The organism is Mesorhizobium liriopis (genome assembly GCF_024053505.1).
Classification (GTDB): Bacteria; Pseudomonadota; Alphaproteobacteria; order Rhizobiales; family Rhizobiaceae; genus Mesorhizobium_B; species Mesorhizobium_B liriopis.
In genome coordinates, this window is the sequence record NZ_JAMXQS010000005.1 from 217,376 (window position 1) to 232,111 (window position 14,736).

General features: G+C 63.9%; 12 protein-coding genes. 8 read left to right on the forward strand and 4 right to left on the reverse strand.

All coding sequences use genetic code 11. The features are described from left to right. The first annotated feature begins 3 nt into the window (after positions 1–3). Positions 4–1,518, forward strand: a complete 1,515-nt coding sequence (locus tag NGM99_RS11060; RefSeq protein ID WP_252818875.1) for an ABC transporter substrate-binding protein — start codon at positions 4–6, stop codon at positions 1,516–1,518. 60 nt (positions 1,519–1,578) lie between these two features. On the opposite strand, the gene NGM99_RS11065 is transcribed toward NGM99_RS11060, so the two are convergent. Together NGM99_RS11065 and NGM99_RS11070 are read right to left on the reverse strand one after the other, a co-directional pair. After that, positions 1,579–2,412 (reverse strand): MBL fold metallo-hydrolase, encoded by an 834-nt coding sequence (locus tag NGM99_RS11065; protein ID WP_252818877.1) that lies wholly within the window; start codon positions 2,410–2,412, stop codon positions 1,579–1,581. A 122-nt stretch (positions 2,413–2,534) separates the two neighbouring features. Continuing rightward, positions 2,535–3,053 (reverse strand): gluconokinase, encoded by a 519-nt coding sequence (locus tag NGM99_RS11070; RefSeq protein ID WP_252818879.1) that lies wholly within the window; start codon positions 3,051–3,053, stop codon positions 2,535–2,537. 186 nt (positions 3,054–3,239) lie between these two features. Between NGM99_RS11070 and NGM99_RS11075 the strand changes: the two genes are divergently transcribed. From NGM99_RS11075 to NGM99_RS11100, 6 genes are all read left to right on the forward strand, one after another. Further along, positions 3,240–4,730, forward strand: a complete 1,491-nt coding sequence (locus NGM99_RS11075) for an ABC transporter substrate-binding protein (protein ID WP_252818881.1) — start codon at positions 3,240–3,242, stop codon at positions 4,728–4,730. 86 nt (positions 4,731–4,816) lie between these two features. Then, positions 4,817–5,758, forward strand: a complete 942-nt coding sequence (locus tag NGM99_RS11080) for an ABC transporter permease (protein ID WP_353937413.1) — start codon at positions 4,817–4,819, stop codon at positions 5,756–5,758. Further along, positions 5,755–6,603 carry an ABC transporter permease gene (locus tag NGM99_RS11085; RefSeq protein WP_252818883.1) on the forward strand — a complete coding sequence of 283 codons (849 nt, stop codon included), beginning with the start codon at positions 5,755–5,757 and terminating at the stop codon, positions 6,601–6,603. Before NGM99_RS11080 ends, NGM99_RS11085 begins: the two co-directional genes overlap by 4 nt. Further along, a complete protein-coding gene (locus NGM99_RS11090; RefSeq protein ID WP_252818885.1) occupies positions 6,600–7,409 on the forward strand; it encodes an ATP-binding cassette domain-containing protein in 810 nt (269 codons plus the stop codon). Before NGM99_RS11085 ends, NGM99_RS11090 begins: the two co-directional genes overlap by 4 nt. Further along, positions 7,406–8,164: an ABC transporter ATP-binding protein gene (locus NGM99_RS11095; RefSeq protein WP_252818887.1), complete on the forward strand. Its 759-nt coding sequence runs from the start codon at positions 7,406–7,408 to the stop codon at positions 8,162–8,164. Before NGM99_RS11090 ends, NGM99_RS11095 begins: the two co-directional genes overlap by 4 nt. Continuing rightward, positions 8,161–8,943: a DUF1684 domain-containing protein gene (locus NGM99_RS11100; protein WP_252818889.1), complete on the forward strand. Its 783-nt coding sequence runs from the start codon at positions 8,161–8,163 to the stop codon at positions 8,941–8,943. The genes NGM99_RS11095 and NGM99_RS11100 overlap by 4 nt, the downstream gene beginning before the upstream one ends. A 15-nt stretch (positions 8,944–8,958) precedes the next feature. Here NGM99_RS11100 and NGM99_RS11105 read toward each other — a convergent pair whose 3' ends face one another. Then, positions 8,959–10,488 carry a putative maltokinase gene (locus NGM99_RS11105; protein WP_252818890.1) on the reverse strand — a complete coding sequence of 510 codons (1,530 nt, stop codon included), beginning with the start codon at positions 10,486–10,488 and terminating at the stop codon, positions 8,959–8,961. After that, positions 10,488–12,488 carry an alpha-1,4-glucan--maltose-1-phosphate maltosyltransferase gene (locus NGM99_RS11110; protein WP_252818891.1) on the reverse strand — a complete coding sequence of 667 codons (2,001 nt, stop codon included), beginning with the start codon at positions 12,486–12,488 and terminating at the stop codon, positions 10,488–10,490. The genes NGM99_RS11105 and NGM99_RS11110 overlap by 1 nt, the downstream gene beginning before the upstream one ends. A gap of 151 nt (positions 12,489–12,639) precedes the next feature. Between NGM99_RS11110 and treS the strand changes: the two genes are divergently transcribed. Next, positions 12,640–14,706, forward strand: coding sequence for a maltose alpha-D-glucosyltransferase (gene treS, locus NGM99_RS11115; RefSeq protein WP_252818893.1), 2,067 nt, complete (start codon positions 12,640–12,642; stop codon positions 14,704–14,706). The last annotated feature ends 30 nt before the right edge of the window (positions 14,707–14,736 follow it).

Consider the following 14,736-nt stretch of genomic DNA (forward strand, 5'->3'; position numbering starts at 1 on the left):
ACAATGCTGAAACAATGGATGCGGATCGGTCTGGTCACGGTAATGACCGGCCTGTCGGTCAGCGCCGGCATCGCGGAAGCGGCCGGCGTCTTGACCATCGGACGGCGCGAGGACTCGACCACCTTTGATCCGATCAAGACCGCGCAGAACATCGACAACTGGGTGTTCTCAAACATCTTCGACGTGCTGGTACGTGTCGATCCTACCGGAACCAAGCTCGTGCCCGGCCTGGCCGAAAGCTGGACGGTCTCGGAGGACGGGCTCACCTACACCCTCAAGATGCGCGACGCCAAGTTCTCCGATGGCGCACCGGTCACGGCTGGCGACGCCGCCTTCAGTCTCCTGCGCGTGCGCGACAATCCGGGCTCGCTGTGGAGCGACTCCTACAAGGTGATCGACACGGCAACGGCAAGCGACGACAAGACCCTCGTCGTCAAGCTCAAAACACCCTCCGCCCCCTTCCTTTCGACGCTGGCGCTACCCAACGTTTCCGTGCTGCCGCAGAAGGTGCTCGAATCCGTCGGCGAAGAAGCGTTCGCCGAAGCGCCGGTCGGTTCGGGCGCCTTCGCGCTCAAAGAATGGCGGCGCGGTGATCGTGTGATTCTCGAAAAGAACCCGAACTACTGGGACGCCGATCATGTCAGCCTCGACGGCGTCGAATGGATCTCGGTACCCGACGACAACACCCGCATGCTCAACGTTCAGGCCGGCCAGTTGGATGCGGCGATCTTCGTCCCCTTCTCGCGCGTGGCCGAGCTCCAGAAGGACGCGAACCTCACCGTTCATCTCGATCCCTCGACGCGGGAGGATCACCTCCTGATCAACCACGAGCACGGCGCGCTCGCCAAAAAGGAAGTCCGTCAGGCGCTCGACATGGCGATCGACAAGCAGGCCGTGGTCGACACCGTCACCTTCGGCCTCGGCACTGTGGCCAATTCCTACATACCCAAGGGCGCGCTCTATTATTACGCCGACAACCTCAAGCGCCCCTACGATCCGGAAAAGGCCAAGCAGATGCTGGCGGATGCGGGTGCGTCGGACCTGACGCTGAACTATGTGGTGCGCGCCGGCGACGAGGTGGTCGAGCAGACCGCCGTGCTTCTCCAGCAGCAGCTCGCCAAGGCGGGCGTCACCGTCAATATCCAGAAGGTCGACCCCAGCCAGGAATGGGACATGCTGGTCGCCGGCGACTATGATGTGGGTGTCAATTACTGGACCAACGACATCCTCGACCCCGACCAGAAGACCACCTTCGTGATCGGGCACGACGCCAACAACAACTACATGACCCGCTACAAGAACGACGCGGTAAAGGACCTCGTCGCCAAGGCCCGCCTCGAAATGGACCCGGCCAAGCGCGAGGCGATGTATGTGGACCTGCAGAGGATGGCGAAAGAGGACGTCAACTGGATCGACCTCTATTACAGCCCCTACATCAACGTCTCGCGCAAGGGCATCGAGAACTTCACTCAGAACCCACTCGGCCGCTTCCTGCTCGAAGACACGAAAAAGAACTGAGGCTTTCCGTTGATGGTGCCCGGCTGGTCCGGGCGCCATCGGGCAATATGGATCTGTTCCTCAGCGCAGATGTTCCGGCACGGCGATCGTGCGGAACGCCGATGCCAGCCGGTGCAGCGCCTCGCGCATGACAGGGCCTTTCACGGCGCGACCGTGGCCCGAGACTGCCAGTTCCGGTTCAAGGCCCGCGAGCGTCTTGACGGAAACCTCGGCCGCGTTCCAGTCGGGCGTAAAATAGCGCGGCGGTCCATGCATTTCGGGCTTCTGCGTCGCCGCCTCGTAGATCGATTCCTGTCCAGTCGTCACGAAGGCATCGCCCGCGATGAGCGTGCGGTCGCTTTCGCGCCAGAGCGAGACATGGCCGGGCGTATGGCCCGGCGTGGCGATCCAGCGCCAGCCCTCGGTGAAGGGCACAGATCCATCGTCCGGCAGCAGTTTGAGCCTTTTCCCCAGGTTGATGGGCGAGCGCGGGAAAAGCGGGGCCAGAAGCGTCATCAGCCCGCCCCCGGCTTCCGTGTCGGCAGGGGGATAGGAAAGCGTGCCGTCGAGATACGGGTGTTCGAGCGGATGGGCGTAAACGTCCACATCCCATTCCGCGGCCAAATCCTCCACCGTGCCGATATGGTCGAAATGGCCATGGGTCAGCAGAATGGCGCGCGGCCGCGCACCCTTGCCGAACCGCTCCTCGGCGACTGAGACGATATCGGATTTGGATCCCGGCAGGCCGGTGTCGATCAGCAGCCAGTCATTGTTCGCGCCCGGTTGCCCAAGAAAGACGACATTGACGATTTTGAGCCGGCGATAGGCGAGGTCAGGCGCGATCTCACGTGCCTCCGCCTTGCTTTGCGTGTCAGGCGCAAGCGCACTTTCGCTGAGCGGCAGTTGAACGGTCATGCGAACCTCCTGATCGTCAGCGGTTGACGCCGGCTGCCTCGGCTGGTTCCCTTCTTTCTGAGACGAGGCTGCGTCTCGCCCCCTTCGCAAGGAATGGCCGAAGATTGCTCCATGGCCGTCGGTCATTCCAAGACGGCTAGCCGCTCCATCACAGCCTTCGACATGACATCCACCGGCAGGTCGCAGTCGAGCACAAGCACATGGGGTTCGGGCGCGGGAGCTTCGAGCGTGGCGAACTGGCTGTCCACCAGCGATGATGGCATGTAGTGGTTGCGCCGTGCGCCGACACGCTTAGTGATGGCTTCGCGCGAGCCGGTGAGATGGACGACTAGCAGACCGGGTGCCGCATTCCGAAGCGTTTCGCGATTGCTCGCCTTGAGCGCCGAACATGCAAGCACGGTGGGCTCGCTCGCTTGCGCGAGAAGTGCCGCCAGCCGCTCAAGCCAAGGCTTGCGGTCCTCGTCGGTAAGAGGCACGCCCGCGCGCATCTTGGCGACATTGGCTTCAGGATGGAAATCGTCCGCATCGAAGAAGCGGAAGCCGTGATGGGCGGCGAGATCGCGGCCGAGCGTGCTTTTGCCGACGCCCGTCACGCCCATGACCACGACGATCGGCGGGCGCTTGGGGCTTGGTTCCGGCATGCGATGGTCCTTCGGCGGATCGAGGGTCGCCGCGAAACATCCAGCGCGAATGGCCGTTGTTCCCCGGGTCACAAGAATCTATGGCATGGGTTAGCGTAAAAGTGGGACAAGGCGAAACCATCCGGCTTGTCTTGGCGCCTGTCCCGACGCACTTTTGCGTCCACACACGACTTGGGATTCTTGCCGATGCTCCATTCCCGCAAACTGCTGTTCAGCGCCGCCTTTCTGGTCGCCACCAGCCTGTCCCCACTGGCCTTCGCGCAGGACTTCGATCCCGATGCCACAGTCAACATCGGCTCGCTTTATGAGCCGCAGAACCTCGACAACACGGCGGGCGCGGGCCAGGGCATCAACGAGGCCTTCAACGGCAATGTCTATGAGGCGCTGTTCAGGCTGACGGACGACGGCAAGGTCGAGCCGGTGCTGGCGAGCGACACGAAGGTAAGCGACGACGGGCTGACATACACCTTCAATCTGCGCGAGGGCGTTTCATTCCACTCCGGCGAGCCGCTGACTTCGGCCGACGTGAAGGCCTCGATCGAGCGCGTCACGGCGGAAGCCTCGAAGAGCTCGCGCAAGAAGAGCCTTGCGACCATCACGGGAATCGAAACGCCGGACGATCGCACGGTCGTCGTCAAGCTCTCGCAACGCTCGATCTCGCTGCCCTACAACCTGTCCTATGTCTGGATCGTCAATGACGCGGCGGGCGACATCACTGCCAAGGAAGACGGCACCGGTCCCTACACGCTAAGCGAATGGCGGCGCGGTTCGGCACTCGCACTGGAGCGCTTCGACAAATACTGGGGCACCAAGCCCTCCAACGAGGCGGCCGTGTTCCAGTATTTCACCGACGCCACCGCCCTTTCCAACGCGCTTCTGACCAATGCGGTCGACATCGTCACCTCGGTGCAAAGCCCTGATGCGCTGCAGCAGTTCAGCGACAACCCGGAATTCACAGTCTCGAACGGCGCTTCGACAACCAAGGAGCTGTTGGCTTATAACGACCGCGTGGCTCCTTTCGACAAGATCGAGGTGCGCAAAGCACTCGCGCGTGCGGTGGACAAGAAGCGGCTGCTCGAATCCATCTGGGGCTCATACGGGCAGGTGATCGGCTCCTTCGTGCCGCCGACCGATCCGTGGTATGTGGATCTGACCAATATCGACCCTTACGACCCGACAGGCGCGAAGGCGCTGCTCGCCAAGGCGGGCCTGGCCAACGGGTTCGAGTTCACGCTCGACACGCCCGATTACGATCCACACCCGATCGTCGCCCAGTTCCTGCAAAGCGAGCTCGCCAAGATCAATGTGAAGGTGAACCTCAACATCATCACGGCGAACGAGTGGTACACCAAGATCTACCAGAAGCACGATTTCCAGGCGACGCTGCAGGAGCATGTGAACCACCGCGACATCGTCTTTTACGGCAATCCCGACTTCTACTGGGGCTACAACAATCCCAAGGTCGTGGACCTGATCGCGCAGTCCGAAACGGCGGCGAGCGAGGGGGAGCAGACCGAAAAGCTCAAGCAGGCAAACCAGATCATCGCCGAGGAAGCGGCCAGCAACTGGCTCTACCTTTATCCGCAGATCGTGGTGTCCACCACCAAGGTTTCGGGCTATCCGGTGAACGGGCTCAACGCGCAGTTCTTCGTGTCGGGCATCCGCAAGGCGGACTGACGCGAGCTACACATTGCAGGGCGCCGGCTTGAGTCATAGGCCGGCGCTTCGCGTTTCGAGGACGACAAGACATTCTCTCCTATTTCATCCGCCGCACGGCCATTCTCGTCGTCTCGCTTTTCGTGGCGGCACTGGTGCTGTTCGTGCTCTTGCGTCTGTTGCCGGGTGATCCGGCCAATGCGCTCTTGGGCGTCGGCGCCACGTCGGAACAGGTCGCGGCGGCGCGAAGTCAGCTTGGTTCGGACCAGCCGCTTTTCGCGCAATTCCTGCTTTTCCTGGTCAATCTCGCGCGCTTCGATTTCGGCGCCTCCTTCGTCAGCCGCGCGCCTGTTCTGGGCGAGATCGCGAACCGCCTGTCGGTGACGCTGCCGCTCACCCTCGCCGGCTTCGTGCTGGCCCTCCTGCTCGCCGTGCCGCTCGGCATCGTGGCAGCGGTCAAGGCCGACAAGCCTTTTGGCGCGATGATCTCGGTCGTGTCGCAGTTGGGCGTCGCGGTACCGGTGTTCTGGGTGGGCATCCTGCTCGTCACGCTGTTTGCCGTGAACCTGCGCTGGCTGCCGTCCGGCAACTTCCCCTTGCGCGGCTGGCGCAATTGGGATGACGCGTTGACAGCAATGGTCCTGCCGGTGCTGACGATCGGCCTCGTGATGGGTGCCTCCGTTCTGCGCTATGTGCGGGCAGCCACCCTCGATGTGCTGAACAGCGACTACATCCGCACGGCCCGCGCACTGGGCTCCAGCCTGCCGGAAGCCCTCCGCCGCCATGGACTGCGCAATGGCGCCGTGCCGGTGGTGTCGATCCTCGGCATCGAACTGGCGAGCACGTTTCTCGGTGCCGTGGTCGTGGAGCGCGTTTTCAACCTGCCCGGACTGGGCTCCATGCTTCTGCTCGGCATCCAGCAGCGCGATTATCCGAACGTGCAGGGCGTGCTCTTCGTCTCGACGCTGATGGTGCTGCTCGTGGGCTTCGCCGCCGACATCGTGCAGCGCCTGCTCGACCCGCGCTTGCGGGAAAGCGTGGCGTCGTGACGATCCCTGCCGACACCGCCATCCTCTCACGCAAGGCCCGATCCTGGACGCTGGTCGCCGGTCTCGCACTGGTCGGCCTGCACCTCGTAGTCGCGCTTCTGACGCTCGTCTGGACGCCTTTCGACCCGACCGAACTCGCCGGACGGCGGCTGGAAGCACCGAGCCTCCTTCACCTTGCGGGAACGGACAGGCTGGGCCGCGACCTACTCACCCAGATCATGATCGGATCGCGTATCGCCCTGACCGTCGGCACGGCGGCGGTTGCCATCGGAGCGGTGCTCGGCACCACGCTCGGGCTGCTCGCGGCCTTTGCCAGCAACTGGCTCGACGACGCACTCGCCGCCGCGCTCGACATCCTGATCGCATTTCCGACCCTGCTCATCGCCATGCTGGTGGTGGCTGCAAGCGACGGGGCGAACCTGTCGACGGCGATTCTCGCGCTGGGACTTGGCCTCTCGCCCATCGTCGCGCGTCTGGCGCGCATTCTCGCCAAGCGCGTGCTGCTGATGGATTATATCACTGCCGCGCGTACCTCCGGCACCTCATGGCCAGCCATCGTGCGCATTCATGTGCTGCCGAACATCTGGCCCGGCCTGTCGGTCAATCTCGCTCTGCAATTCGGATTGGCAGTCATTGCGGAGGCCTCGCTGTCCTATCTGGGTCTGGGCGCACCGCCGCCCAACGCATCCTGGGGGCGGCTTTTGCAGGAGGCGCAGGGCACGGTGTTCTCCGCGCCCATCGGGGCGATCACGCCGGGCATCGCGCTCGTGTCGCTGGTGATCGGCATCAACCTGCTGGCCGATGGCCTGCGCGAACGAAACGACCCGGCGCGGAGCGAGCGATGAGCGCGCTTCTCGCCATCGAGGACCTGAGCGTCGAAGCTGGCGGCAGGCGGCTCATCTCAGACCTTTCGCTTGCCATCGGCCCACGCGAGCGGGTCGGACTAATCGGCGAGTCGGGCTCGGGCAAGTCGCTGACGGCGCTCGCGGTCAGCGGGTTGTTGCCGCGCGGACTGTTGCCCCATGGCTCGATCAGGCTGGCGGGCCGTGAAGTGATCGGGGCCGCCGAGCGTGAGCTGAACGCCTTGCGGGGCTCCGCCGTCGCCATCGTCTTCCAGGAACCGCTGACGGCCCTCGATCCCTTGATGACGGTCGGCAGGCAGGTGGCCGAGCCCCTTGCGCGTCGTGCAAAGCGCGATGGTGCCCCTCTGCGCGGGAGTGCCCTCGCTTCTGCGGTGCTTGACCTTTTGCGCGACGTCGCCCTGCCCGATCCCGCAAGGCTGGCTCACGCTTTTCCGCATCAGATCTCGGGTGGGCAGCGCCAGCGCGTGGCGATCGCCATGGCGCTCGCCTGCCGCCCTGCCCTTCTGATCGCCGACGAGCCGACCACGGCGCTCGATGTGACGACTCAGGCCGAAATCCTGCAACTGCTCGATCGTCTGGCTTCCGAGCGCGACATGGCGCTGCTCTTCATCGGGCACGACCTCGCCGTGGTGGCGAGTGCGGTCGACCGCGTGGTGGTGATGCGCCAGGGCGTGGCGGTCGAAAGCGGACCGGTGGCCACCGTGCTTGCCGCGCCCAGCCACGATTACACCAAGGGCCTGCTCCAGGCCGCACGGCATTTCGACGATGCGATCGGGAGGCGGCTATGAGCCTGCTCGATGTGGCCCAAGTCGATTTCGCCTACGGGCGCGGACGCGCGATCCTGTCCGGCCTTTCGTTCGTCGTCGAGGAGGGCGAAACGGTCGGGCTGGTGGGTGAATCCGGTTCGGGCAAGACGACGCTGCTGCGCCTGGCTCTCGGGCTCCAGCGCCCGAGCGGCGGGACGATCCGGTTCGACGGCGCGGTGCTCGATCCCGGCGACCGAAGCTCCATGCGCCAGTTCCGCAGGCAGGTGCAGGTCGTCTTCCAGGACCCCTATTCGTCGCTCGATCCGCGCCAGAAGGTCGGCGCCATCGTGGCCGAGCCGTTGCGCTCGCTTCGTGTGTCAGGCGACCATCGCCGGATGGTGGAACAAGCGCTCGATGCGGTCGGGCTCGATACGGGGATGGTGGACCGCTATCCGCACCAATTCTCCGGGGGTCAGCGCCAGCGCATCGCGATCGCGCGTGCCGTGGTCTGCCGCCCGCGCCTGCTTCTGGCGGACGAAGCGGTCAGCGCGCTCGATCTTTCGACGCGGCTGCGCATCGTGGAGCTGTTCAAGAGCCTTGGCCACACGATGAGCCTGCTTTTCGTGTCCCACGATATTGGCGCCGTTGCCGCCCTTTGTCGCCGCGTTCTGATCCTTGAAAAGGGACGGATCGTGGAGGTGGGCGATACGGCACAGGTGCTGAGCACCCCGCAACACCCATATACACGGCGTCTGCTCGACGCCGTGCCGCGCCTTGCATTTGGAGAAACGCCATGACCGATCTCGTTGCCGAATGGGAAGACTGGAAGACGCGCCGTCTGCAGGCGCTCACCGCGCCCGATGGCTGGATCAACATCATCGGGCGCTTTCCGCTCGAAAACGGTACGGTGTCGGTCGGCAGCGCGGAAGACAATGACATCGTGCTGGCTGAAGGACCCGCTTATGTCGGCACGCTGACGCAGGACGATGAAGGCGTTTCCTACATGCCGGTCGATGGCGGCCCCGCCCAGAAGCTTGCTTTGAGCAAGAGCAAACCGCCGCGCTTTACAGCCGGCGACCTGCTTCTGGAAGTCACGACGCTCAACGGCGAGAACGCGCTTCGCGTGCGCCATACGGCATCGGACGTCGCACGGCACCTCAAGCCGCTGCGTTACTTCCCGTTCGATCCGTCCTGGCGCATCACCGCCGAGTGGCGCGAACTCGAAGCGCCCAAGCAGCTGACCATCGACACGAGCAAAAGGATCGCCACGGACGTCGCCGCCACGCATTGCGCGGTGTTCAAGCGCGACGGACAGCGCTTCGAACTGCTCGCGACGCATGGCACGCCGGAGCGGCCGCAATTCGTGATCCGCGACAGGACGGCAGGCGCGCAGACCTATCCTGCCGCCCGCTTCGTGTTCGGCGAGGATGTCACGGCGGACACGATCGTGCTCGACTTCAACCGCGCGGTGAGCCCACCCTGCGCCTTTACCGACTTCGCCGTGTGCCCGCTGCCGCCGGCCGAGAACGTGTTGCCGGTGGCGGTCGAGGCAGGCGAGCTGAAGCCCGAGCACTAGCGGTGGCGAAACGGCCTATCGCAGGAGATCACGCACGCCGCTGAGCGGAATTTGCACCCAGTCGGGACGGTTCGCGAGTTCGTAGCCGACTTCGTATATGGCCTTCTGAAGCAGGAACAGGTCTGAAAGCGCCTGCGCGAAGGCCTCGTCTGACGGATAGGAACGCGCATCCGCGATGTGCTCGCGATAGGCGTGGAGGAAATCGTTGCTCACCTGCTCCCGCCATTGATCCGCGCGGGCTTGTGCTGCCGGTCCCGCACGAGACACGCCGGTGACCGCCGCGTAGTGGAACGAACGCAGCATGCCGGCGACATCGCGCAGCGGCGAGGATTTCGCGCGCCGCTCGACCAGGCTGCGCTTGGGTTCGCCTTCGAAGTCGATGATGATGAAATCGCCGTTCGCAGCGAGAACCTGACCGAGATGGTAGTCGCCATGAATACGCGAGCGGCCGCCCGAGGGCATCATGCCGGCCACCGTCTGGAGGCGCGCGATGAGTTGCTCGCGCCCGGCCAGAACTTCGTCGGCAAGTGCCTGTGCCTGAGGCGGCAGCCTTCCGCGTCCCGCTTCAAGCCGGTCGAGCAACGCATTCGTTTCCGCTGTGACTTCTTCCACCCAGACGGCGATGTCTTGCCCTGTCAGCGGTTCGACAGCGAAGGCGGCATTATCGGTTTCAACCGCCAGCGCCTTGTGCATCTCGGCCGTGCGCTGGCCAAGCAGCGCGCCGACCGAGACCGCAGGGCCGAAAGCGCCCTCGCGGGAAAGATCGTCCGACAGGCCTTCGATCAGGTGCGCCCAGGCATCGCCCTGATTGGACACGAAGGCAAAGGCTGCGGCGAGCGTGGTCGGCTCTTCGCCCCTTCCTTCGAAGCGGATTTCACCCAGGAACTGCGGCGTGCTCGCGAAGTGGCCTTCTTCCGACAGGAACTCCGCCACTTCCACATCCGGCTGTGCGCCGGCGCGCAGGCGGCGGTAGAGCTTGAGGATGATCTCGCTGCCATAGGCGATGGACAGGTTGGACTGTTCAGCCCCCAAAGCGCGTGGCGCGCCGGTCGTGTTCAGCACGCGCAAGGCATCGCGCCCATCGAACACCAGCGTGCCGCTCTCGGACTGGAAACGCCTGTCATGCTGCAGCGCTGCCAGAAGGGCGGCGGCCAGTTCCGGATCGGCCGCGCTGTCGATCAGAAGGCCCGTTCGCGCGCCATCAGAGATCCTGGCGAGCGCGGGTGTCGTCTTGGTCGCGCGCCTCTCGGCGGCCTCACCCCAGACGGCTGAGAGCGGCAGGAGATAGCGCTGCACTTCATGGCTGAGATCGACGTCAGCCACGGCAAGGGCGTGGACGCCGGGTACCAGATCACCGAGCGGCGAAAGCTCGACCGACAGGATGGTGCTGTCCTTGGCGCCGAACCAGCGCTGGCGCGGCAGAAGATGTTTGAGCGCATCCTCGATGCCTCTGTTTTGCGCGCCGCCGAGCATGGCGCTTAAACTCCGGCCATCAAGCCTCAACTCGGCAAACGCCGAAGCCGTTTCCTCGCCCGTCACGCTCATCAGCTCTTGCTCTCGGGCGCGATCAATCGCCAGACGGCGTAAGGCTTGGCATGCGGGTTGAGATGGATGTGCTGATATTTGCCGTGCCAGGTGAAGCGGTGGCGCGTTACCATGTCCTCGACCTCGACCGAGCCGTCATCGGGCAGGCCGAATTCCCAGAGCGGCACCTCGAAATCGGCGCCCTGCTCGTTGTGCGGGTCGAGACAGACATGGAACAGGAGGAAGCTCGACAGGTCCTCGGTCTTCTTGCCGTAATAAAGGATGTTGTCGTTCCAGCACTGGTAGAATTTGAGATTGGTGAAATCCTGCAGCGCCGGGTTCTCGCGGCGCAGGTGGTTCACGAAGCGGATGTCCCACTGGATGTTGTCCGGCTGGTCCATGTCCCAGGTGCGGATCTCGTATTTCTCGGAATTGAGATATTCTTCCTTGCCCGGCACGGCCTGGGCTTCGCTGATCTCGAATCCGTTATAGATGCCGTAATTGCCGCCGAGCGTCGCGGCCAGGACGAGGCGCGTCTGGAAGCCGGGACGGCCGCTGGTCTGGAGATAGCGCGGGTTGATGTCGGGCGTGTTGGCGAAGAAGTTCGGACGCATGTACCAGCGGCACTCTTCGGTGGTGAGTTCGGTGAGATATTCCTCGATCTCCCACTTCACGTTGCGCCACGTGAAATAGCTGTAGCTCTGGTTGAAGCCGACCTTGGCGAGCCGCTTCATGAGCTTGGGCCGGGTGAAAGCCTCGGCCAGGAAGATCGCGTCCGGGTGCTTGGCGCGCACCTCGCCGATCATCCATTCCCAGAACGGAAACGGCTTGGTGTGCGGGTTGTCGACGCGGAAGATCTTCACGCCCTTTTCGGCCCAGAACAGCACGATGTCGCGCAGCGTATGCCAGATCGAAGGCAGCGCCTCGCGGTAGAAATGGACGTTGACGATGTCCTCGTATTTCTTGGGCGGATTCTCGGCGAACTTGATCGAGCCATCGGGCCGCCAGTCGAACCATTCGGGATGCTGTTTGATCCAGGGATGGTCGGGCGAGCACTGAATGGCGAAGTCGATGGCGATCTCGAGCCCGTGGTCGCGGGCGGCACCGACCAGGCGCTCGAAATCCTCGAAAGTGCCGAGTTCGGGGTGCAGCGCGTCGTGGCCCCCATCTGCCGAGCCGATGGCATAGGGACTGCCCGGCTCGTCCGGCCCGGCCGTCAGGCTGTTGTTGCGACCCTTGCGGTTGGTCTTGCCGATCGGGTGGATCGGCGTGAAGTAGAGCACGTCGAAGCCCAGATCGCGCACATAAGGCAGGCGCTTGATCACATCGTCGAAAGTGCCGTGGCGGTGGATGTCGCCCGACTGGGACCGCGGAAAAAGCTCGTACCAGGCGCTGAAAGCCGCGGTCTTGCGGTCGGCAAAAATCGGGAAGGTCTTGGTGCGGCTGAGATTGATGCGGCCCGCGGCCCGCTTCATCAGGTCGAAGACCACGTCCGAGGACAGGAGCGCGAGCCGCTCGGGCGCGCCTTGCAGCGCGTCGAACGCGTTGAGGAGTTCGGAAAGCTTGCCGATATCGGCCTGTGTCGCGCGCTCGGACTTGCGCGCGCCGTCCAGTTGAAGCCGACCTTCCTCGAGTTCGAGGTCGATGTTCAATCCCGCCGCATGCTTCTTGGCAATTTCCTTGCGCCATTGGCCGAAGAGATCGCGCCAGGCGAGGAAGGTGAATTCGTACATCCGGTTCTCGGGGAACGTGACCCTTGTCTGCCAGCGGTCGTTCTCGAAGAACTCCATCGGTTGCTCGGTCCAGCCGGCATCAGTGCCTGCGGGACGGAACAGAAGAACGGCGTCGATCGTGTCGTGACCATCGCCGAAAATGTCGGCCTCGATCAGCACCGGTTCGCCCGCCACGACCTTTGCCGGAAAGCGTCCGCCATCGATCTCGGGCGACACGCCCTCGATGGCGACACGGTTCGCGGCGAGGCTCGCGATCAGGTCTGCTCCGCCCGTCTTGGTTTCCGACATGAAGTCCTCTCCGTGATCCGCGACGGTTGGGGTTCTAGTGCGCACAAGCTTGCAGTCAAACCTTGCAACGCGCCCTAAGTAGGATCGTTCATTCGCAGATTGGGCGTTCGAACAGGGTGCCCATCGACCCGCAACAGGCATTGGGGAAACAATGGAAAGACCGGATCCTGCTTACGTGGATTGGCTGCTCGAGCAGTCGATGCTCAACAATGCGCGCAAGCTCGCCAGCACCTATTCCGGCCAGGGGCGCTTCTGGCGCCAGCCCTACGCGGAAGCGCGACCCCGCGCGGCATCCGCGCTCGCATCCGTCTGGTTCACCGCCTATCCCGCCGCCATCATCACCCGCGAGGGCGAGAGCGTCCTGAAGACGCTCAGCGATCCGGAGTTCTGGCGCGCGCTGGTGTCGATCGGCGTCCAGGGCGTGCATACCGGCCCGATGAAGGAAGCGGGCGGCATTCGAGACGGCAAGAAGACGCCCACCGTGGACGGCAATTTCGACCGCATCTCCTTCAACATCGATCCGCAATTCGGCACGCAGGAAGAGTTCGTGACGATGAGCCGCAATGCGGCAGCCTATAATGCGATCGTCATCGACGACATCATCCCCGCCCATACCGGAAAGGGCGCCGACTTCCGTCTGGCCGAGATGGCCCATGGCGACTATCCGGGCCTCTACCACATGGTGGAAATACCCGAAGAAGACTGGGAGATGCTGCCTGAAATCTCGGAAGGGCGGCGGGCCGCCAACATTTCACCTGCCGGCGTCGATGCGCTGAAGGCCAAGGGATATATCGTCGGCCAGCTGCGCCGCGTGATCTTCTTCGAGCCGGGCGTCAAGGAAACCGACTGGAGCGCCACCGACGCGATCGTCGGCCAGGACGGCAAGACGCGGCGATGGGTCTACCTGCATTATTTCAAGGAAGGCCAGCCCTCGCTCAACTGGCTCGACCCGTCATTCGCCGCGCCCCAGATGATCGTGGGCGATGCCCTCCACTCCATCGACGTTCTCGGCGCGCGGGGGCTCAGGCTCGATGCCAACGGCTTTCTCGGCGTGGAAATCCAGCCGAGCACGACAGCCTGGTCGGAAGGGCACCCCCTATCTCTGGTCGGCAACCAGCTGATCGCCGGCATGGTGCGCAAGGCGGGCGCGTTCTCGTTCCAGGAGCTCAACCTGACGGTGGACGATATCGCCGCCATGTCGAAAGGCGGCGCCGACCTCTCCTACGACTTCATCACGCGCCCCGCCTACCACCACGCGCTGTTGACCGGCTCGGCGGAGTTCCTGCGCATGATGCTGCGCACCGTGCACGAGTTCGGGATCGACCCGGCCTCACTCATCCATGCGCTGCAGAACCATGACGAGCTGACGCTCGAGCTCGTTCATTTCTGGACGGCACATGCCAACGACACTTACACGCTGGAAGGCCAGAGCTGGCCCGGCAGCATCATGCGCGAGCACATCCGCGACACGATGTATGGCAAGCTGACGGGCGAGGCCGCACCCTACAATCTGCGCTTCGTCACCAACGGCGTCGCCTGCACGACTGTTTCCGTGATCACCGCAGCGCTCGGCATCCGCGATCTGTCCGCGATCACGGACGAGCAAAAGAAGCAGATCCAGAAACTTCATCTGCTTTTGGTGATGTACAACGCCTTCCAGCCCGGCGTCTTCGCGCTGTCCGGCTGGGACCTCGTGGGCGCGCTGCCCTTGCCAGTGGACGCGGTCGAGCACCTGATGGGGGATGGCGACACACGCTGGATCGAGCGCGGCGCCTATGACCTCACCGGCGCCAATCCGGATGCCACCCATTCGGAAGCAGGCCTGCCACGCGCGCAGACGCTCTACGGACCGCTGCCCGAACAGTTGCAGGACCCGGATTCTTTCGCGAGCCAGCTCAAGCGTCTTCTGGCCGTGCGTCAGGCGCACGGCATCTTTGCCGCACAGCAGGTCCTCGTGCCGGATACTGAGCATCCTGGCTTGCTTTTGATGGTGCATGAACTGCCGGACAATCGCGGCACGCAGATCACCGCCCTGAATTTTTCGGCCGAACCGGTCGAAGAAGTGGTGACGATCCCCAACACGGTGCCGGGCCCGGTGGTGGACATGGTTGCTGAAACCATCGTCGGCGATCTCTCGGCCGCAGGCGAGCTGACCATCAAGCTCGGTGCCTATGAAGGCCAGTCCCTGCGTATCGTCGGTGCGCTGCCCTCGATATGATGACGGCGCGCGAGGGCGGCGCGGTGGCGC

Bases quoted from the DNA above. Each gene is read 5' to 3' on its own strand.
- NGM99_RS11075 (WP_252818881.1), top strand. From the start codon at position 3,240: ATGCTCCATTCCCGCAAACTGCTGTTCAGCGCCGCCTTTCTGGTCGCC.
- NGM99_RS11095 (WP_252818887.1), top strand. From the start codon at position 7,406: ATGAGCCTGCTCGATGTGGCCCAAGTCGATTTCGCCTACGGGCGCGGA.
- NGM99_RS11060 (WP_252818875.1), top strand. From the start codon at position 4: ATGCTGAAACAATGGATGCGGATCGGTCTGGTCACGGTAATGACCGGC.
- treS (WP_252818893.1), top strand. From the start codon at position 12,640: ATGGAAAGACCGGATCCTGCTTACGTGGATTGGCTGCTCGAGCAGTCG.
- NGM99_RS11105 (WP_252818890.1), bottom strand. From the start codon at position 10,488: ATGAGCGTGACGGGCGAGGAAACGGCTTCGGCGTTTGCCGAGTTGAGG.
- NGM99_RS11110 (WP_252818891.1), bottom strand. From the start codon at position 12,488: ATGTCGGAAACCAAGACGGGCGGAGCAGACCTGATCGCGAGCCTCGCC.
- NGM99_RS11090 (WP_252818885.1), top strand. From the start codon at position 6,600: ATGAGCGCGCTTCTCGCCATCGAGGACCTGAGCGTCGAAGCTGGCGGC.
- NGM99_RS11065 (WP_252818877.1), bottom strand. From the start codon at position 2,412: ATGACCGTTCAACTGCCGCTCAGCGAAAGTGCGCTTGCGCCTGACACG.
- NGM99_RS11070 (WP_252818879.1), bottom strand. From the start codon at position 3,053: ATGCCGGAACCAAGCCCCAAGCGCCCGCCGATCGTCGTGGTCATGGGC.
- NGM99_RS11100 (WP_252818889.1), top strand. From the start codon at position 8,161: ATGACCGATCTCGTTGCCGAATGGGAAGACTGGAAGACGCGCCGTCTG.